General features: G+C 58.3%; 15 protein-coding genes. All 15 read right to left on the bottom strand.

Going from position 1 to position 20,494, the window contains the following annotated elements:
• Window positions 1-79 precede the first annotated feature (79 nt).
• The 15 genes from GRH90_RS13195 to GRH90_RS13125 all read right to left on the bottom strand — a co-directional run bounded on the left by GRH90_RS13195 (window position 80) and on the right by GRH90_RS13125 (window position 20,490).
• Entirely contained in the window at window positions 80-1,693 is a 1,614-nt protein-coding gene (locus tag GRH90_RS13195) for a methyl-accepting chemotaxis protein (RefSeq protein ID WP_162366414.1), read from the bottom strand.
• 280 nt (window positions 1,694-1,973) lie between these two features.
• On the bottom strand, window positions 1,974-3,644 hold the full coding sequence (locus GRH90_RS13190; RefSeq protein ID WP_162366413.1) for a methyl-accepting chemotaxis protein: 1,671 nt from the start codon (window positions 3,642-3,644) through the stop codon (window positions 1,974-1,976).
• A gap of 455 nt (window positions 3,645-4,099) precedes the next feature.
• Complete coding sequence (locus GRH90_RS13185) at window positions 4,100-5,134, bottom strand: pyridoxal-phosphate dependent enzyme (protein WP_162366412.1); 1,035 nt, start codon at window positions 5,132-5,134, stop codon at window positions 4,100-4,102.
• Between the two features lie 118 nt (window positions 5,135-5,252).
• Window positions 5,253-6,296, bottom strand: coding sequence for an iron-containing alcohol dehydrogenase (locus tag GRH90_RS13180; protein ID WP_162366411.1), 1,044 nt, complete (start codon window positions 6,294-6,296; stop codon window positions 5,253-5,255).
• Between the two features lie 165 nt (window positions 6,297-6,461).
• On the bottom strand, window positions 6,462-7,508 hold the full coding sequence (locus tag GRH90_RS13175; protein ID WP_162366410.1) for a DMT family transporter: 1,047 nt from the start codon (window positions 7,506-7,508) through the stop codon (window positions 6,462-6,464).
• Window positions 7,509-7,517: 9 nt separating this feature from the next.
• On the bottom strand, window positions 7,518-7,895 hold the full coding sequence (gene arnF / locus GRH90_RS13170) for a 4-amino-4-deoxy-L-arabinose-phosphoundecaprenol flippase subunit ArnF (RefSeq protein WP_162366409.1): 378 nt from the start codon (window positions 7,893-7,895) through the stop codon (window positions 7,518-7,520).
• Complete coding sequence (gene arnE, locus GRH90_RS13165; RefSeq protein WP_162366408.1) at window positions 7,892-8,242, bottom strand: 4-amino-4-deoxy-L-arabinose-phosphoundecaprenol flippase subunit ArnE; 351 nt, start codon at window positions 8,240-8,242, stop codon at window positions 7,892-7,894. The genes arnF and arnE overlap by 4 nt, the downstream gene beginning before the upstream one ends.
• Complete coding sequence (arnT, locus tag GRH90_RS13160) at window positions 8,239-9,903, bottom strand: lipid IV(A) 4-amino-4-deoxy-L-arabinosyltransferase (protein WP_162366407.1); 1,665 nt, start codon at window positions 9,901-9,903, stop codon at window positions 8,239-8,241. Before arnT ends, arnE begins: the two co-directional genes overlap by 4 nt.
• A 4-nt stretch (window positions 9,904-9,907) precedes the next feature.
• Window positions 9,908-10,804, bottom strand: a complete 897-nt coding sequence (gene arnD, locus GRH90_RS13155) for a 4-deoxy-4-formamido-L-arabinose-phosphoundecaprenol deformylase (RefSeq protein ID WP_162366406.1) — start codon at window positions 10,802-10,804, stop codon at window positions 9,908-9,910.
• Entirely contained in the window at window positions 10,801-12,783 is a 1,983-nt protein-coding gene (gene arnA / locus GRH90_RS13150; protein ID WP_162366439.1) for a bifunctional UDP-4-amino-4-deoxy-L-arabinose formyltransferase/UDP-glucuronic acid oxidase ArnA, read from the bottom strand. The genes arnD and arnA overlap by 4 nt, the downstream gene beginning before the upstream one ends.
• The gene (gene arnC / locus GRH90_RS13145) at window positions 12,783-13,763 is read right to left on the bottom strand and encodes an undecaprenyl-phosphate 4-deoxy-4-formamido-L-arabinose transferase (RefSeq protein ID WP_162366405.1); all 981 of its coding nucleotides are present in this window, start codon (window positions 13,761-13,763) and stop codon (window positions 12,783-12,785) included. The genes arnA and arnC overlap by 1 nt, the downstream gene beginning before the upstream one ends.
• A complete protein-coding gene (gene arnB, locus GRH90_RS13140) occupies window positions 13,750-14,904 on the bottom strand; it encodes a UDP-4-amino-4-deoxy-L-arabinose aminotransferase (protein ID WP_162366404.1) in 1,155 nt (384 codons plus the stop codon). Before arnB ends, arnC begins: the two co-directional genes overlap by 14 nt.
• 290 nt (window positions 14,905-15,194) lie before the next feature.
• Window positions 15,195-15,818 carry a TetR/AcrR family transcriptional regulator gene (locus GRH90_RS13135; protein ID WP_162366403.1) on the bottom strand — a complete coding sequence of 208 codons (624 nt, stop codon included), beginning with the start codon at window positions 15,816-15,818 and terminating at the stop codon, window positions 15,195-15,197.
• Window positions 15,819-15,947: 129 nt separating this feature from the next.
• Window positions 15,948-17,357: an efflux transporter outer membrane subunit gene (locus GRH90_RS13130; RefSeq protein WP_162366402.1), complete on the bottom strand. Its 1,410-nt coding sequence runs from the start codon at window positions 17,355-17,357 to the stop codon at window positions 15,948-15,950.
• Complete coding sequence (locus GRH90_RS13125) at window positions 17,350-20,490, bottom strand: efflux RND transporter permease subunit (protein ID WP_162366401.1); 3,141 nt, start codon at window positions 20,488-20,490, stop codon at window positions 17,350-17,352. The genes GRH90_RS13130 and GRH90_RS13125 overlap by 8 nt, the downstream gene beginning before the upstream one ends.
• Between the last annotated feature and the right edge of the window lie 4 nt (window positions 20,491-20,494).

Genomic DNA, 20,494 nt, shown 5'->3' with positions numbered 1-20,494 from the left:
GGCGGTTGCGTCTTACCGCCGCCCGACAGACCGCGTACTGGCGGCATCAGGCGGGGAAGATAAACATCGTCGGGATAGGTCAGGCCAGGGCGAACTTACTGACGCTTTGCCGCAAACGTTGGGAATGGCCGATAAGCGAATCGGACGCCTCGGCGCAGGCCACGGTCAGCAGGCTACTTTGCGCGATTTGCCCGTTGAGCCGCTTGATTTCATCGGCGATGGCGTTGACCTGCTCGCTTTGCGTCGCGGCATTGCGCTGCAACTCGTCCAGCAACAGCGCCACTCCCTGCACCGCATGGATAATATCGTGATAGACCGCGTCCAGCGCTTTTACCCGGCTGAAACCGCTGTCGATATGCCGATGGGTCGATTGAATCAGCGTATCGATATCCCGCGTCGAGCTGCCGCTCTTTTGCGACAGCAGGCCCATCTCCCTGGCCACCACGGCGAAAGTATTACCGTATACCCCGGCGTGGGCCGCCTCGATGGCCCCGTTCAGCGACAGCAGTTTGGTTTGCATGGAGATGCCGTCCAGGAAGGTGACGATGCCGGCTATTTTTCCGGATTCAGCCACGATCTCGTGCATTTTCTTATCGACCTCGGTCACCATCTCGCCGCAGCGGCGGGTCAGCGCCTCGGCGTCGCTCATTTGCCGCGTGGCATTGCCGGCAAACAGCGCGCCGTTTTCCGCCTCCTGCGCGACGGTGTTTAAGCGGTCGCCGATGATGTGGAACGCCCGCGTCTGATGCCGGTTATGTTGGCTAACGCGCTGGTTATGCCCGGCAATATCGCCGGCGCCCTGCATCACCAGACTGGAGATTTCATTGATTTCATTGACGATATGCTGCAAACCCAGCTGCATCTGGCCGATGCCCTGGTTCAGGGCCAGGATTTCCCGCGACTGCCAGCGGGAAGCCGGCACAGGTCCGGCGATATTGCCGGTGGCAATCTGCGCCATATGGCGCAGGGCGCGATCGAGCGGCATGATAACGGCATAGGAAAGGGCCAGTCCGGCCAGCGCCAGCAAACCCACCAACAGCGCCGAAACCCCAAGCGACAGGTTGCGGCTGGCGGTCAGGGAGCTCAGTATCGACTGGTTAAAACGTCCGGCGTCGCCGGTGTCCTGGTTCAATTGCTGATAAAACGCCGCGTTGAATTGTTCCTGGAACGCCTGGATGGGCACCATGAAAAAAGAGTCGAGATTATCCGCGCGCAGGCCTTTTAGCTGTTCGTTTAGCCCGTCGGACACCAGGGCAAAATTTTGCCGGAGAGCGGCGTCGTTATCTTGCGCCGTCCCCAGTTGCTGATATTCGGCAAAAAAAACCCGGGCGGATTTCAGCGCGGCATCGGCGCTGTCCGCCAGCGCCTGCCAGCTGTCGACGGAGCCGCTTTGTTTATCCTGCATAAAATAGATGCCGGCGCGGTTGATATTATCGCTGGCGGTCAATAACTCTATTCGGGATTTATTCATTAACGACTGACGTTCCGTCATCGCATGGGCGGTGGCGATATTGGTTTTGGTATGGGCCACCAGATGTGACAACAGCACGACGGCGGCGCATTGCAGCAGGCAAAACAGCAGCAGGAACAGGATAAAGCCGCCGCGCAGGCTGGTCATCCAGTACGGCAGGATAAACGGCGGCACCCGCCATGTTTTACCCTTAAAAAATCCCCGGCCGATAATCAACATCATTTTATCCATAATAAATAAAATGCAGTATTCGGTAGCTTGATGTCACTTGTGTTACAGCCGCGCAATCGGCAGGGTAAATATGCGTTTAACCGCCGCTAAGTCAAATAAACCACAGGATATGCGGCTGGTTTGCCGCGCTGATATGCGCTAACCAGGCAGTATCTTCGGCGCCTGACGCTAACAAGATGGAAGGAGCGACGTCGGTCGCGGGGTTGTGCGCGCCTGCCGGCTGCCGGTGAGGTTCCCGCGGCCAACAGGCGTTACCGGGCAGGGATTGGCGTTAAAAGGTTTCCCAATTTTCGTTAAGCTTATCCCGGCCGGCCGGCGTTTTAACGACGGCTACCGGCGCGCCGGCGGGAGGAAGCGGCGACGTATCGGGTCTCTCCAATCGGCTTGCCCCGGCCGGCAGTTGGAACACCGATACGGTTTCCGTTAGCAGTCGGGCCTGTTCTTCCAGGGACGCCGCGGCAGCCGCGGATTCCTGCACCAGCGACGCATTCTGCTGGGTCACCCCGTCCATTTCCGCCACCGCGGTGCTGACCTGGCTGATACCCCGGCTCTGCTCTTCCGAGGCCGATGAAATCTCGCCCATCAAATCCGTTACGCGATTTACCGCCTGCACGATGCTGTGCATGGTCTCGCCGGCGCGGGAGGCCTGGACGGAACCGGTGCTGACACGTTCAACCGACTCCGCAATCAGGCCTTCGATTTCTTTCGCCGCCTGCGCGCTACGCTGGGCCAGGCTACGGACTTCACCGGCCACCACGGCAAACCCCCGGCCCTGCTCTCCCGCCCTGGCCGCTTCCACCGCCGCGTTTAACGCCAGGATATTGGTCTGGAAAGCGATGCCGTTGATCACCCCGGTGATATCGGCGATTTTTTTCGAGCTGGTGGTGATGCTGCTCATCGTGGCCACCACTTCATCGACGATCTCACCGCCTTTCCTGGCGGTATTGGAGGCTTCCTGCACCATTTTGTTGGCCTGGAATACATTTTCGGTGTTTTGTTTCACCGTTGCGCTTAACTGCTCCATGCTCGCGGCGCTCTCTTCCAAGGCCGCCGCCTGCTGCTCGGTGCGTGAGGAAAGATCGGTATTGCCCAGGCTGATTTCACCGGCGCCCTGATAGATGGAGGCGGAGCCGTCGCGTATGGCGGTGACCGTGCGTATCAGGTTTTGCTGCATTTCCTGCAGATAGGGAATCAGCAGGCCCACGTTGTTACGGCCGAATTCGGTGATGGTATCGCCCAGTTGACCGGCGGCAAGCGTATGCAGCTGTAGCTTGAACCGATCCAAGGGTTTAATCATATAGCTGACCAGATAACGGTCGGTCATGGCCAGGATAATCAGCCCGGCAACGATGGCCGCAATCAATATTTTTTTGCACAGGTCGACGACCACCGCCACCTGCTGCGCGCTTGCTTGCGACATGGCTTCGTCTTTGAATTTCTCCGCGGCGACGCCGAAGGCTACGCTAAACGGCGGCGATATGGTCCGGTATATGCGGCGATATTCATCAAGGTTTTTGGCCTGGGCCGCCTGTAATAAGGGTTCCATGCCCTGGTTGATAAGCTTCGACCAGCTGCTGATGATATTTTCAGTCACCGCGGGGTCAATGGCCGGATGCTGGCGTAATTTAAACTCGTCAAGGGCCGCTTTGGTGCTCTGCATCGAGGCGACAGCCGTGGCCAACACCTTATCGGCATCCGCCACTTCGCCGGTCTGAATATAATCCATGGCCCGGGCCAGACGCGTGACGGTGCGGAAATACTGGTCGTTGCCGTGGGTGACAATATCGATATCTTTTTTCTGGTCTTCACTGATCGCTAATAAATGGTTCACTTGATTAAGCGAGGACAGGGTAAAAGCGGAAACCCCACCCCACAGCACCAAAAAAAAACCAAGCGTTATTAATAGTATAACTCGAATACTGGTATTTTTTAGAACACGCATAGGTACTGCTCCTGTTGATTATTTCTATGCTGGCTTCTGCGCATATGTTTGGAAAGCATGGAGGATGGGAGGACCGTAAGAAATTTTTGTTGCACCATTCATGCCCAGTCAAAACCTGAGATGATTTATGCGCTCTGATCTGCACGTACGTTGGAATCAAATATCATCCACGCCCTGTGAAACGACTTATCTGAGATTTAAGGGTTATCGGTCAGCATTGACAAAACTTTAATTGAGCGGGGAGAAAAATCAGATCAAAAACAGAGGCTTAGATTGGCGTTCCGCCAGTCATGAATAGTGGATGAATGAGTAAAACAGGGTGCCGATTACCAGCATTGGAAACTGCTATTCAATTCATAACACTAATAAATAAGGGGTTTAATGGATAATTTCCCTTGTTTTACGTAGCAACAGTATACGTATTATCTTATATCCTGAAACAATGGGCGGTGGTTTTACCCTCTCAACGCCAACGGCCGGCGCTGATGAAAAAAGACCTCGCCTTTCTCACGATCGCCATCGCTTCCGGCGTCGGCAAACAGCGTCACCACCTGTTCATCGGAACCCAGCGTTTGCGCCAGATGACAGGCGCCCTTCCAATTGGCGGCCGAAGAGGCGCCAATGCGTATGCCGGTAAGGTGATAAAATTCATACATCGCCGCCAGCGATCCCTGCCAGTCAAGCTGATAAAACGGCAACCTATCGACTCTCATGCGGGAGATGAACGGCTGGCGAAAACCAAAACCCATCCCGCCGGCGCCGGCAAACTTATCCAGGCCATTGGGCGGCGCCATGGTGCCGTAGGGCAGTTCCTTCGGCGTGACGCCCAGTACTTTTAGCGCCGGATTATCCTGCGCCAACGCCGCGTACACGCCGGACAAGGTCCCGCCGGTGCCTACCGCAGACACCCAGCCGCCGGCCTTGCCGCCACGCAGCTGATGGCGGATTTCCTGACCGGTGCCGTACTGGTGCACCGCCACATTCACCAGGTTCAGGTGCTGCGCAAGCAGCGTCCAGCCGGGATCCGCCAGCGCAATTTCCTGGGCGCGGGCAATTAATCCCAGCAGGAAATGCCGGCAATCCACCAGGGTTAACTCGCCGTTTGCCTCCCGCAAGGTCCTGACCAACGCCTCCGGCGAGGAGTCCGGGATCACCAGGTGCACCGGGATATCACACATATTGCCCAGCATTGCCAGCGCCCGGCCCATATTGCCGCCCGAGGCATCCAGTAATTTCAGCGGCCGCAGATTAAAATCGTGGCCATTAATCGCCTCGCAGAACATGCCGAAAGCGGTACGATCCTTTACCGAGCCAAACGGATTCTCAAACTCGAGTTTTGCCAGGATCCTGGCGCCCCCCTGGGGCCCCGGCACCGGTAATAAGGTGGTTTTACCCAATGAATAATAAAAGGCGGACAGTTGGGGAAACATGTCCAGCGCTTTTGCGGGGTCCGGCGCGCGGTCAAGATGGTTAAATAAATCCAGGTTCATTATCGTTCCTTGAAAGGGTTGATCCTTGCTAAGGGCATAATTATCCTGTGATCCAGGTGTTGGTCAATGTAGATTTAATCAATAAGTTATTTAATTAATTACCGTCACCGCAAGGTTTTTATCGAATACCATCAATGATCCGTTTTATAAATTTGTCCGACATTGCATTAGAATAATCATCACCGAGGGTATTTGTCCACAGGGCGGATGAGCAGTCCCGGGTAGCGTTCATCACCGTCAGTATCCTTTGCCGATCGACGGCACCCGTGATGTTTAGAGTGTAGTCAACCTCATGCTGACTGCAGAATGTGAACGCCGTCTGGGTGTATTTGCCATAAAATTCCATTAACTGTTCCAGTGCGGCAAGATTAGCCTTGGAATGACAGATACCCATGGCGTTCGACACCCCATAAGATAAGGCATGGACCGCGCCTAACGACCCACCGAGTAATGAAAATGCGCTGATGTAATTTGCATAATAGGCTAATTGGCACCATTTGATATCTTCAGGATGATAGCCGCTTTTAACGATTTCGTTGAAGATTGCCACCACATTACGGCAAGAGGCGCGCGAGGTTTCCGTTCCGATGATGCCCTGGAGACATTCAATTGAATGGATATAACCGTCCAACAGGACCGGAATGCCGATATCGGCCTTCAACGAGGCAAAAAAATGTGGATCCACCAGGGCTACCTCCGGCCGAAGGTAAGGCGAATGAATGCCCAGCTTGTAGCCGTCACCGTTTAACACCACGGACGCGCTAAACTCCGCGGCCGTGCCGGGTATGGTGGGCGCGACGATAATGGGCAGACCTGGGCGGGTAACCGTATTCCGGCCGCGCAGCTTTCCCGCGTCGCCGCCGTTGGTCATGGTCACCGCGATGGCTTTGCCGAGATCCATGGAGGATCCGCCGCCCACGGCGATAATATTTTCCGTTTGCGGATATTGTTTCACCGCCGCATTAACATCCGCCACCGTCGGTTCCCTGTCTACCAAAAGGACACTTTTCTGTTTAAACAGACGGAGAGTTTCTTTGATAATTGCATTATTAACAACATTTACATCAATTAATATCAGTGTATTTTTTAGCTCATTTTTGAAGAAATAACTTTGTAATATACCGATGTCCATTAATACATTTGTGGTAATATTCAAATTCATCACGCACCTCTTTATCTCCAATAATAAATAGGGTTCGTCATCCCATCAGAGTCATCATTTATTCTACTGTTTGTTTTTAAAACACACGAACAATGGGTTTTATTAATATAAATATTTATTTACCGTGAAATAAAGTGCTATGAATTAATTTGGACAGAGTCCGGCTCAATGATCGTGCCGGTGATGGGCATCGGGGAAATGAGGATGGGAATGGGTGATGGGGTCATGCCGGTGCCAGTGCCGGTGGACGGTATCCGGCGCTATCGCTTCGTCATGGGGGTGTTGGTGATGTTCATCATGGCGGTGCTGGTGATCGTGCTCCATCGGCTGGTGTACATGCGGATGGTGATGGCGCTCGGTAAGATGCAAACCGATGCCGATGGCCATCAGCGCGCCGGCGCTAAGCATTTGCGCCGTGATCGGATCGCCCATGATGACCGCCAGCAGCGTGCCGAGAAACGGCGCAATGGAAAAGTAAGCGCCGGTGCGGGCGGTGCCGAGATGGCGAAGGCCGATCACAAACAGCGCCAGGCTCACGCCGTAGGCCAGGAATCCGAGCACCAGCGCGCCGGCAATATCAGGCCAGGCGGGTAAGGCAACACCAGCGATAAACGCCAGGGACAGGTTAACCAGGCCGGCGGCCAGGCCTTTCACGGCGGCAATCCAGGTCGCGTCGGTCAACGATACTTTGCGGGTGAGATTATTATCGACGCCCCAGGCGAAACATGCGCCTAAAATAGCCAGCGACGGCCATAATCCCTCAAACCTGGCCTCGCCCGGCCAGCTCAGCACCAGGGCGCCGGCGACGATCGCCGCCATGCCCAGCGCAATACGGCGATCGACGTTCTCCTTAAAGGCAAGCCATGCCAGCAATGAGGTAAATACGCCCTCGGCGTTGACCAGCAGGGAGGCGCCGGAGGCGGGCATGGCGGAAAGCCCCAACATCAGCAGCACCGGGGCGATAATCCCGCCCGCGACAATCGCTCCGGCAAACCAGGGTGCTTCACGGCGCGGCAGGCGCGCGGCCGGGGCGCGCCTGATGATACGGTACAGCGTCAACCCCAATCCTGAACCCAGGTAAAGCAATCCGGCCAGCAGCCAGGGATTGACGCTATTTAACAGCAATTTTGCCAGGGGAGTTCCCGCGCCGAATAATATGGCGGCGCCAAGCGCCGCCAGTACGCCGGGGTGGCGCAGCCCATTTTGCATCATGGTCCCGACCTAAAGTTTATGGCGGTTGACGAGCCATACGCCAAATAAAATAAATCCCACCCCAAGGGTCTTCGACAGGCTGGCCGCCTCGTTAAACACCGGCAGCCAGATCGCGGCGAAGTAAACCAGGGGGTAGCTGATGCTGAGCAGCGGATACGCCAGGCCGAGCGGCAGATAGAGCAACGCGCAAAACCAGCACAACATCGACAGGACGTAACCCAGGATGCCCAGGGCCACCGCCAGCAGAGGTATAACGTAATGGATGGCGAAGGCCGGCGTCAATACGTTTAGCGCCAGCAGGGGGATCTGCTGCATACCCCATTTCATCAGCAGCTGCGCCAGGGTGACCAGCAGCACGCTGGCCGCCGCCCAGGCATATCCCCTCATGGATTGAGACTCATCAGCAAGATCCCCAGCATGATGGATGCCACCCCCCACCAGTGGCGGGGCGTAATGGGCTCGTGGAATATGCCATACGCGGCCAGGGTAACCAGTACAAAATTCACGCTGAGCACGGGGTAGGCCAGGCTAAGCGGCAGGCGTTGCAAAACGTTGAGCCACAACGCCAGCGCCAGCGCCAGCAATATTAACGCCGCCAGCAGCCAGCCCAGCGTCGTCGCGCGCCGGTTTTGCCGCGCTTGAAATTGCCGCCAACGCAGGGCGGCCAGCTTCTGGCATAATTGACCCGCGCAGGTGAGGACGCTGACCACAAGTATCAGCAGATATCCGGTCATGGCCGTTGCCGGTACAACACCAACGCCTGGTGGCCGGTACGCTGCATGATATCCGGCGCGGGCAGGTAAGCGGGCAACCGATTATCATCGGGCAGGCGCAGGATCAGCGCCACGTCCCCCAGCCGGCGGGACGAGGCCAGCCAGGAGGGGAAATCCTGCTCACTGACAAACTGCCCACGCGCATCCGGATAAGATAATCCATAGGTCAGCTCGCCGCGTTCGCGGTACATTTTCACGTCGTCGCGTTTGAGCTCCCAGGCTACCGCGGTCGCCAGGCCCACGCTGTTGCTCAGCACGTATTTGCTGTGGCGCAGCACGTCGGCATTGGCGCGAATCATCTGCTGCGGCAGTTTGTTGTCGATAACGCGCTGCGGGATGGCGTATCCCACCAGCAGGCTGAACAAAATCGGGCATGCCGCCGCCCATAGCCAACGCTGCCCGCCACGGTGCCAGGAGACGGCGGCAAATATCACCCAGCCGGCAAATCCCACTACGGCCAGCGCCACCTTCGGCCATTCATCCCGGTCAAGTATGATGACGCTTGGCAATAGCCCAGCGCCCAGCGCCGCGACGGCCGCCATGCCCAGCAGGCCGAACGCGCCGTTGGCCAGCGCATTGATGCGGAAAATCCGCGAGCGGCCGGACGCGATGCAACCCCGCGCATAGGCGGCCATTAACAAGGCCAGCGGGGCCATACAAGGCAGGATATAGGTTAATAGCTTGCCTTTGGCCATGCTGAAAAACAGCAGCGGCATCAGCACCCAGCTTAGCAGGAAGAACAGCTCCGGCCGCGCCGCACGCTCCCGCCAGCCCTTGAGCAACGACCCCGGCAGCAGCGCCAGCCAGGGCAGCGCCCCAAGGATAAGGATCGGCAGATAGTACCAGGCCGGCGCTTTATGCTGGGCATTGTCGTCGGCAAAACGCTGGATATGCTCGATCCAAAAAAAATAGTGCCAATAATCCGGTTCATGACGGGCAACGGCCAGCGCCCAGGGCAGGCTCAGCGCTATCGCGGCCAGCACCGCCGCCGGGCCAAAAATCAGCAGATCTTTCAGCCGGCGCCGTTGGAGGGCGACGGGCAGCGCGGCAATTACCGGCACCACCAGCGCCAGGAAACCCTTGGTCATAAAGCCCAAGCCGCAGGTGAGCCCCAACAGGATATACGCGCCCAGCTTGTCGCGGGTGCCGGTGGATTCCACCGCCAGGTAAAAACTGGCCATTGACGCCGTGAGCCACAGCGAGACCATGGGATCAATCACGCTATAGGTGCCGACGCCGAACACCAGCAGCATGGAGAGGAACATCAGCGCGGCCAGGCTTGCGGTCCGGCGATGGTTCCACATCATCATGGCCAGGACATAAACCAGAAGCGCGCTGGCGCCGGTACTTGACACCACCCCGAAGCGCACGGCGAAGTTGGAGTCGCCAAACAGTAGCTGGCTGATATTGTTAATCCAATAACCCGCCACCGGTTTTTCAAAATAACGCACGCCCAGCAGGCTCGGCACGATCCAGTCGCCGCGCTGCAGCATTTCGCGGCTGGTCTCGGCGTAGCGGATCTCGTCGGGCTGCCATAATAAGCGGCCGTTCAGGGGCAGCAGATATACCAGCGCGTAAAACAGCGCCAATATCGCCGCCCAGCACCTTTTCACTGGTTTCATGGATTTACTCTACCGGTGCCTGGCAACCCAGCCAGCCTTCCCGCCCGGGGAAAGAAGCGCGGACCACGCGTCCCAGCGGCAGCGAAGACACATCCGCCGGCAGTAAGGCGCTTAATGGGCAAAACGCGATGCCTTGCCCGCGCGCGCGCTTTAATAATTGGGCAAACAGCGCCGACTGCGATCGCCCTTCCACCTCGCTATGGATGGTGTAAACGGGAACCCCGGTATCCAGGGCGATCCGGTTCAGGATATAGTCGTTAAAATCCTGCCGCCGGACCTCCTTGCCGACGACCTCGTCGAAGGTCGGCAGGGTGACGGGAATCTGTACCGTGCCGATATGCTTGCCGTCCAATACCGGCCTGAAAGGATGGCTGCCGCGACAGTCGCTATTGTAATAAAAGCCAAAGCCCTGTTTCGCTTCGAGCACCCGGGTATCGGCGCGCCATCCCGCCGCGGCGGAGCAGGTTACCGGTTGACCGGTGCTGGTCTCCAGCGCCTCCACGCCGCGTTGGATTTGCCGCTCCAGTTCAGCCATGGGCCAGCGGCCAGCCCTGGCTTGCCACCCCTGGTGATCCCAGGCATGCAGGCCGACCTCATGTCCTGCCCCGGCGGTCTGTCGCATCAGCGCCCCCAGGGACGCTGCGATATGCCTGCCCGGCCAGGCGGTGCCGGCCAGCAGGATATCCCACCCATAGAGGGACGCCGCCTGGGAGCGCAGCATTTTTCCTAAAAAACGCGGACGCAGCAGCCGCCACAGATGGCGGCCCATATTATCCGGCCCGACGCTGAAGAAAAAGCTGGCCTTGATATCATGTTGATCAAATAACTCCAGCAGACGCGGCACCCCGTCCCGGGTGCCGGTGAAGGTGTCCACATCAACCCGCAGGCCGACGTTCCTCATGCCGGCAGGCCCTCTTTGACGGTACTGCGCAGGAAGAAATCCAGCGTCTGGTCCACGGTATGACGCATCTCGACGGCCGGCTGCCAGTCAAGCAGGCGCCGGGCATTGTCGATGCTCGGTTTACGATGTTCGACGTCCTGGTAGCCCTTGCCGTAATAGCTTTTGCTTTCGATATCCTTGAACCCGGCGAACGGCGGGAAATGATGGCGCAGCGGATGATGTTCAAAGCTCTCCAGCAGCATTTGCGCCAGTTCGCGGATGCTGGCCTCGTTGGTGGGATTGCCGATATTGATTATCTGGCCGTCGCAGCGATCGTCGCGGTTTTCGATAATACGGTACAACGCCTCGATGCCGTCGCTGATATCAGTGAAACAGCGTTTTTGCCCGCCGCCGTCCACCAGCTGTATCGGCGAGCCTTCCACCAGGTTCAGGATCAGCTGGGTAATGGCGCGGGAACTGCCGATACGCGCCGCATCCAGGTTATCCAGGCGGGGTCCCATCCAATTAAACGGCCGGAACAGGGTGAATTTCAGCCCCTCCTTGGCGCCGTAGGCCCAGATCACCCGGTCCAACAGCTGCTTGGAGACCGAATAAATCCAGCGCTGTTTGTTGATCGGCCCGACAATAAGCCTGGAATGATCCTCATCGAATTCCTTATCATCACACATGCCGTAGACCTCCGACGTGGACGGGAAAATAATGCGCTTTTGGTATTTCACGCAGTCGCGCACTATTTTCAGGTTTTCCTCAAAGTCCAGTTCGAACACGCGCAGCGGGTTGCGGGTATATTCGATAGGCGTGGCGATGGCGACCAGCGGCAGCACCACGTCGCATTTCTTGATATGGTATTCAACCCACTCGGAATGGATGCTGATATCCCCCTCCACAAAATGAAAGCGTGGATTATCCAGGAAACGGCTGATGGCGTCGGAGCCGATATCCAGCCCGTAGATGTCGTAACGATCCTCGCGCAGCAGGCGTTCGGTAAGATGGTTGCCGATAAAGCCGTTTACTCCCAGGATCAGGACGCGGGTCCTGCGCCGCTGCGCGGCGCAGGGTTTGGCCGCCAGGCGCACGCCGGTCATTATCCCGAGATCCCGCGCCAGCCGGCAGCCCTGCATATACAGCCCGTCACCGCTCTGGCCGGCGATAATCTCCAGCGCGCCGTCGCCGCAGGCAATGACGAGCGGATCGGTGGCCAGTACGGTGCCCGGCGGCTTATCGTGCAGGATGTCCCGCGCCCGCGCGCTCCAGACGATAAGCTTGCGCTGGCCGAGGTAGCTGAACGCGCCGGGGTACGGTTCGGTCACCGCGCGCACCAGGTTGGCGATATCACGCGCGGAGTTGTGCCAGAAAATTTCGCCATCGGCGGCGGTGCGGCGGCCAAAACAGCTGGCCTTGCTTTCGTTTTGCGGCGTCAGTCCGAGCGTGCCTGTCTTCAGCGTCGGTAATAGATCCTGTAATAGCCGTCCCGCCGCTTCGCTGAGTTTGCCATGCAGCGTTAACGCGGTGTCGTCCGGCGCGATGTCAACGGCGCACTGGCCGGCGATATCCCCCGCGTCCGCACGTTTGACCATCCGATGCAGCGTAACGCCGGTCTGCGTTTCGCCGTTGACCAGCGCCCAATTTACCGGCGCGCGGCCGCGATATTGCGGCAGCAGGGATCCGTGCAGGTTAAAACCGCCCAGGGGCGCCAGCGATAAAATCGCCTCGCCCAGCATCTGGCGATAATAAAACGAGAAGATGATATCGGGTTTCAGGTTGCGGATACTTTCGACCCACAGCGGATGGTTTACGTCCTCCGGTGCGTAAACCGGCAGTTCCAGGGCCGCCCCGAGGCGCGCTACCGAGGAGAAAAACGTATTCTCGCCGGCGTCGTCGGTGTGGGTAAATACCGCCTGCACGTCATAACCGGCGTCCACCAACGCGTTTAAACCGACGCAGCCAATATCATGGTAAGCAAATACGATAGCTTTCATCATTCTTCTTCCTGGGTAGACGGGGACGGCCTGGCGCCGATAACCTGCTGTACGAAATAACGGGGCCGGGCCCGGACATCGTTGTAAATCCGGCCGATGTATTCACCTAGCAGGCCCATGCCGACAAACTGGGCGCCGATAAAGGTGAACAGCACCGCGAACAAGGTAAACACGCCCTCCGCCGCCCATTCCGGGCCGAGGATCAGGCGCATGGCGATCAAGATGACCGAGAGGGTGAAACCGGAAACGGCAATCACGCTGCCGACCACGCTCAGCAGCCGCAGCGGCGTCGTGGTCAGGCAGGTCACCAGGTCGTACATCAGGTTGATCAACTTCATCAGGCTGTATTTGGAATCGCCAAACTCCCGCTCGGCATGGGCCACCTCGATCTCGGTGGTGCGCCGGGCAAAGGAATTGGCGAGGATCGGGATAAAAGTGCTGCGCTCATGGCAATGCAGCATCGCTTCCACCACCTGGCGGCGATAGGCGCGCAGCATGCAGCCGTAATCCCCCATCGACTTGCCGGTGGCCCGCTGGATAAGACGGTTAATGGCGCGCGAGGCGCATTTACGAAACCAGGAATCCTGACGTTGGGCACGCACCGATCCCACCACGTCGTAGCCCTGCTCCGCGACGCTCACAAGCCTTGGGATCTCTTCCGGCGGGTTTTGCAGGTCGGCGTCCAGGGTGATAATCAGATCGCCGGTGGCCTGGATAAAACCGGCCATGATGGCCGAGTGCTGGCCGTAGTTGCGGTTGAGCAGCACGGCAATAAGATGGTTTTCCGCCGCCCGCGCCGCCGCCGTCATCAGATTGACGGAATCGTCGCTGCTACCATCGTCCACCAGGATGATCTCATAAGGCTGGCTTAGCCGCCCGCAGGCGGCCACGGTGCGCGTAATAAGCGCGGGCAGGCTCTCTTGCTCGTTAAATACAGGTATGACCACCGAGACTTTATTAATGGGTTCAACGCGCGACAAGGTTCAGCTCCACAACAGAAAATAATGCATCGACCACCCGATCGACATCACCGTCGGCCATATCCGGAAATAGCGGCAGGGTGCACAGCCGGGCCGAGTTCCATTCGGTTTCAGGCAAAGACACCTGCGGATAACGTTCGCGGTAATATTTTTGCGTATGGGCGGCGCGAAAATGTAGGCCGGTACCGATGCCCTTATCTTGCAAACGCTTCATTAGTTCGTCGCGATCCAGGCCGCAGCGTTCAGGGTCGACCCGCACCATAAACAGGTGCCAGGCGTGCTCATGATCGTAATCGGGCTGCCCCAGCGGCAGGAAAGGCGAACCGGCCAGGGCGCTGAGATAACGTCCTGCCAGCGCCCTGCGCCGCGCGTTTAATGCCGGCAGGCGGGCCAGTTGCACCACGGCGATGGCCGCGTGGATATCGGAAAGGTTATATTTATAGCCCGGCTCCACCACCTCGGCCTGCGGCTTGCGCCCCTGCTGCAGGCGATCGAAGGCGTCGACGCCCAGGCCATGGAATTTCAGCCGCCGCACGCGCTCCGCCAGGGCGTCGTCGTCCGTGGCGACCAGGCCGCCTTCGGCGCAGGTGATATTTTTGATGGCATGGAATGAAAAAACCGCCGTGCCGGCGGCGCCGACCCATTGGCCCTTGTAACGGGCGCCCACCGCGTGGGCGGCGTCCTCGACCAGCGGTATGCCGTGGCGACGGGCGACGGCGCGCAGCGCATCCATATCCAGCGGCGCGCCGGCGTAATGTACCGGGATGATGGCCCTGGTGCGGGGGGTGACGGCCGCTTCGACAGCCGCCGCGCCGGCCATCAGGGTGTCGCGATCGACATCGATCATCACCGGCCGCGCGCCGAGCAGTTCGATCATATTCAGCGTGGAGACCCAGGTTTGGGACGGGGTGATGACTTCGTCGCCGGGACCGATGCCCAGCGCAGCCAGGACGACATGCATGCCCGCAGTGGCCGAACAAACGGCTATTGCGTGTTTGCAGCCGAAGGCGGCGCAAAAATCAGCCTCCAGCCGCTGGTTTTGTGGACCGGTGGTAATCCAGCCGGAGCGCAGCACCCTTTCCACCGCCGCGATTTCGTCTTCACCAATGGAGGGACGGGAGAAAGGTATTGGTTGACTCATAATTAAGATGGAATCCAATAATGCATTTTAAAGCACTATAATCTCCAATAATTAAACGAAGATTAAATCTGCAAAAGAAATGTCATTGGAATAGTGCGACTGATGCCATATCCTTGGTTGTTAAAACCGGTAAATAAATATGTCATCCCATCATGGTTTTATTTACCGACCATAGGAACTTATAACCATATTAAAAAATGAAATTCTTCATATGGATTTACAGCATTTTTTTATTTATATAATGCCAGTTTTCCGTTAATTATCCGTAGGTAAAATGATTACATATCATATTAGCCGTCCGCCGGTCCTGAGGGAAATACCGTGGTAAAAATACGCATATACAGCTGATAAAGCTGCGCGCGGTCGGTTTTCTGCTGATGCGTCAGCACCCGCAGGGCGGTGCCTTCGCATAATACCGCCATCATTTCCGCCAGCACCGCCGCCCGATCGGCGCTCATCTGGGGATAAACCCGTTGCAGCATCTCGCAGCCCTGGCGATATAACATGGCGTCCGCTTCGCATAAAATCCTTGCCACCCGCGGGTTGCGTGTCGCCTCGGCGGCGATTTCCAGCATCAGGCCCTGGTTGATATCGGCATCGGCGCCGTCCAGCAGCCCGTCGTTGGTCAGGTCGTCCGCCATGCGGCTCAGCTCATTGCCGTTATCCAGCATCAGCTGGATGCGATGCTTGACGATGCGATGGACAATCTCTTCAATAATCGCCTCTTTATTGACAAAATAACGGTAGATTTGCCCGACGCTAAGCTGCGAGAGCGACGCGATCTCGGCCATACCCGCGCCATGAAAGCCATGCCGCCGAAAGCAAATCCTCGCGGCTGCGATTATTTGACCGCGCCGCTCGGCGATACGCTGCTGCTTGCCCGAGAGGGCCCGGCCGTTATCAATCACCTGCATACCGACTTTTCACCAATAAACCCGGCGCTCATGCGCCGGTTGATTAAGAGTTCACCCATTGTGCCTGTGCGCATAGCGTGAAATAGCGCCGCCACAGGCGACAATTAATGCCGCCATGGGTGCCGATGTTTATTTCCAACCGCCCCCCAGCACTTTATATAAGGTTATCTGCTGGTTTAACAGCCCTAATTGTGTGGTGATCTGCGATTGCTGCGCTTCATACAGCGAACGCTGCGCCACCAGGACCGTCAGATAATTATCCACGCCCTGCCGATAGCGCAGGTCTGACGCGGTATAGTTTTGTTGATTAGCCGCCGTATCGAGCGCGCGCGCGGCCAGTTCATCCTGATAGGTAGACTGGCCGTCCAGCGCGTCGGAGACCTCCTTGAACGCCTGCTGGATGGCTTTCTCGTAATCGGCCACCTCGATTTTTTCCGACGTTTTGGCGATATCCAGGTTGGCCTGGTTGACCCCGCCGTCAAAAATCGGCAGCGTCAGCGTGGGCACAAACGACCAGGCCCCGGTGCCGCCCTCCAATAAATGGCCGAGGCTGCTGCTTGACGAGCCGCCGGACGCGGTCAGGGAAATACTGGGGAAAAAGGCGGCCTTGGCCGCGCCGATATTGGCGTTCGCCGCCTTCAGGCTATGTTCCGCCGCCAGGATATCCGGCCGGCGGGTCAGCAGATCGGAAGGCAAGCCGGCCGGCACGGCCGGAAAACGCCAGCCTTTATCCAGCCGGGCGTCGGCCAGCAGGTCGGCGGGCAGTTGCGTACCGACCAGCAACGCCAGCGCATTGACGTCCTGGCGCACCTGGCGGGTGTATTTGGCGATATCGGCCTCGGCGACGCGCACCGTGGTTTCCGCCTGCGCCAGATCCTGGATCGAGCTGACGCCCGCATCATAGCTGCGTTTGGTCAGTGAGTAGGATTGGCGCTGGCTGTCGGCGGTTTGCCGCGCCAGGGCCAGCAGATCGTTGTCGGCGCACAAGGTCAAATAGCCGGAAGCCACCTCAGACACCAGGCTGATTTGCGTCGCCCGCTGCGTCGCTTCGGTGGCGAGATAGCTTTCCAGCGCCTGGTCGCGCAGACTGCGCACCCGGCCGAAGATATCCAGCTCCCACGAAGTGACTCCCAGGCTGGCGTCATACTGATGATAGGTTGCCGGCCCGGTCGACTGGGTACTGTACAGATTGCCCGGCAGATGCTGCGACGTCTGGCTGGCCGACAGATCCACCGTCGGCAACAGCGCGGCGCGCTGAATGCCGAACTGCGCGCGCGCCGTTTCCACGTTCAGCGCCGCCACGCGCAGGTCACGGTTATTGTCCAGCGACAGTCCGATAAGCCGGTTCATGACCGGGTCGGTAAAAAACCGCTTCCAGCCGATATCCCCGGCGGCGACCGTTCCCGTCGCGGCCGGGGAATGCCAGCTGGCGGCCACCGGCAAAGCCGGGCGATGATAGTCGGGCTGCAGCGTGCAGCCCGCCGCCATGGTGGCGAGCAGCCAGGGGATCATGCATCGCAGGATTTGTGGATTATTCATGGGTCGTTACCTCGGTTTGGCGTTCGGCCTGACGGTTTTTCCTGCGACTGAACAGCCGTACCACCACCACGTAGAACATTGGAACAAAAAAGATGGCCAGGAAGGTAGCGGTCAGCATGCCGCCCACCACCGCCGTGCCTATGGAATGCTGGCTGCCGGCGCCCGCGCCGTGGGAAATCACCATCGGGAACACCCCGAGGATAAAGGCCATGGACGTCATGATGATCGGCCGGATACGCAGCCGGGCGGCGTCAATGGCGGACTGCACCAAATCCTTGCCCTCTTTTTCATGCAGATCCTTGGCGAACTCGACTATCAGGATGGCATTTTTGGCCGCCAGTCCGACGGTGGTCAGCAGCCCGACCTGGAAAAATACGTCGTTCTGCAGCCCGCGCAGCAGCACCGCGCCGATGGTGCCGAGTATGCCGAGCGGCACCACCAGCAAGACCGAGATGGGAATGGACCAGCTTTCGTACAGCGCCGCCAGGCATAAGAACACCACCAGCACGGATATGCTATACAGCGCCGGCGTCTGCGAACCGGAAAGCTGCTCTTCAAAAGAGAGCCCATGCCACTGCACCTGGAATCCTTTCGGCAGCTTGGCCGCTATTTCACTTACCGCCTTTACCGCATCGCCCGAGCTGTAGCCGTCCGCCGGCGAACCCATGATCTCCATGGCCGACGAGCCGTTAAAACGATCGTAGCGTGGCGATCCGTAAACCCATTCGCCGCTGCCGAAGGCCGAGAACGGCACCATCTGTCCGCTGGAATTGCGGAAGTACCATTGGTTGAGATCTTCCGGCGTTACGCGCGCGGAGGCGCGGCCCTGGATATAGACCTTTTTCACCCGTCCCTGGTACATAAACTGGTTAACGTAGCTGGAACCCCAGGCGCTGGACAGGGTATCGTTGATATCCTCAAGACTCAGGCCCAGCGCGCGGGCGCGTTCATCATCAATATGCAGTTGGTATTCCGGCTCGTCCTCCATGCCGTTGGGACGCACCGCCGACAGACGCCGATCCCGGGACGCCAGTTGCAAAAACTGGTTGCGCGCCGCCATCAGCGCCTCATGGCCCTGGCCGGCGGTATCCTGCAGGTAAAAGTCAAAGCCGGTGGCGTTGCCCAGTTCCATTACCGCCGGGGGGATCAGGGCAAACACCTTGGCATCCTTCAGGGTGGCGAAATGTTGCATCGCGCGTCCGGCCAGGGCTTGCACCGTTTGCTGCCGGGTGCGCGCGCTCCAGTCCTTAAGCTTGACGAAGGCCATGGCCGAGTTTTGCCCGCGGCCGGAAAAGCTAAAGCCATTGGCGGCGAATACCGAGCTAACCACCGACGACTCGTTTTTCAGCAGGTAGGCGCTCATATCCTCCAGCACCGCCTGGGTACGCTCCGCAGAGGCGTTGGACGGCAGAGTCACCTGCATCATCATCATGCCCTGATCCTCATCGGGCAAAAAGGAGGCCGGCACGCGGCTGAACATATAACCGGTGAGCAAGACAATCACCAGGTAAACCAGCAAAAACAAGCCGCGACGGGAAATTACCGTGCCGACGCTTTGGGTATAGCGCAGGGTGCCGGCATCGAATTTACGGTTAAACCAGCCGGAGAACCCACGATTTGAGCGCTCGCCGGCCGATGCCTTCAGAATGGTGGCGCATAACGCCGGGGTAAATATCAGCGCCATCAGCACCGACAGCGCCATGGCGGACACGATGGTAACCGAGAACTGACGATAAATAATTCCGGTTGAGCCGCTGAAAAAGGCCATGGGCACCAGTACCGCCGACAGCACCAGGGCGATCCCGAACAGCGCGCCCTGGATCTGGACCATGGATTTGATGGTAGCCTCTTTCGGCCCCAGCTTTTCCTCCGCCATGACGCGCTCGACGTTTTCCACCACCACGATGGCGTCATCCACCAGCAGGCCGATGGCCAGCACCATGCCGAACATGGTGAGGGTATTAATCGAGTAACCGCAGGCCGAAAGGATGCCGAAGGTGCCGAGCAGCACCACCGGCACCACCATGGTGGTGACCAGCGTGGCGCGCAGGTTTTGCAGGAACAGCAGCATCACGCAGAACACCAGGGCAATGGCCTCGAACAGGGTCTTGACCACTTCTTCAATAGAGGCGCTCACCACCGGCGAGGTGTCGTAGGGATATTCGACCTTGACCCCCTGGGGTAAGGCGGATTGCAGGCCGGCAATGGTGGCGCGCACCGCTTTGGTGGTATCGAGGATATTGGCCCCGCTGGCCAGGCGCAGCGCCATGCCCGACGAGGGTTTGCCGTTAAACACCGAGGAAATGCTGTAATCCTGCGGGCCGAGGTCAACCCGCGCCACATCGCTCAGCCTGACCTGGGAGCCGTCGGCATTGACCTTAAGGAAGATATTTTCAAACTGCTTAACGCTTTCCAGCCGGGTCTTGCCGATGATGGTGGCGCTGATTTTGCTGCCTTGGATGGTCGGCAGGCCGCCCAGCTTACCGGAGGACACCTGCACGTTCTGCTGGCTGATGGCGGTGGACACATCGCTGGGAATCAGCTGGTATTTATACAGTTTGGCCGGATCCAGCCAGATACGCATGCCGTATTCGGATCCCATCACCATAAAGTCCCCCACCCCTTTGGTGCGGGCGATGGGATCTTCAAGTTTGGACACCAGCAGGTTGCCCAGATCGGCGTCGCTCAGCTTGCCGTCCTCGGAGATAAGGCTGACCACCATCATAAAGTTAGTCTGGTACTTGGCCACCCGCAGACCTTGGGTCGTCACTTCGTCCGGCAGTTGGGATTCCGCCAGGGAGACCTTATTCTGCACCTGCACCTGGGCGATATCCGGGTCGGTGCCCTGGTCAAAGGTGACGATAATGGTGGCGCTGCCGTCGCTGTTGCTTTGCGATTCGATATAACGCAGGTTATCCAGCCCGTTAAGCTGTTGTTCAATCACCTGCACCACGGTATTTTGCACCGTTTCCGCCCCGGCGCCGGGATAGGTTACGGTAACGGAAATGGCGGGCGGCGCGATATTGGGATACTGGTTGATGGGCAGCGACATAATCGACAGTCCGCCGGCCAGCATGACGATAATGGCAATCACCCAGGCAAAAATCGGGCGTTCGATAAAAAACTTCGACATCTGA

This window comes from Acerihabitans arboris (assembly GCF_010131535.1).
Lineage (GTDB): Bacteria > Pseudomonadota > Gammaproteobacteria > Enterobacterales > Enterobacteriaceae > Acerihabitans > Acerihabitans arboris.
This window is presented reverse-complemented; position numbering and strand designations above follow the sequence as displayed.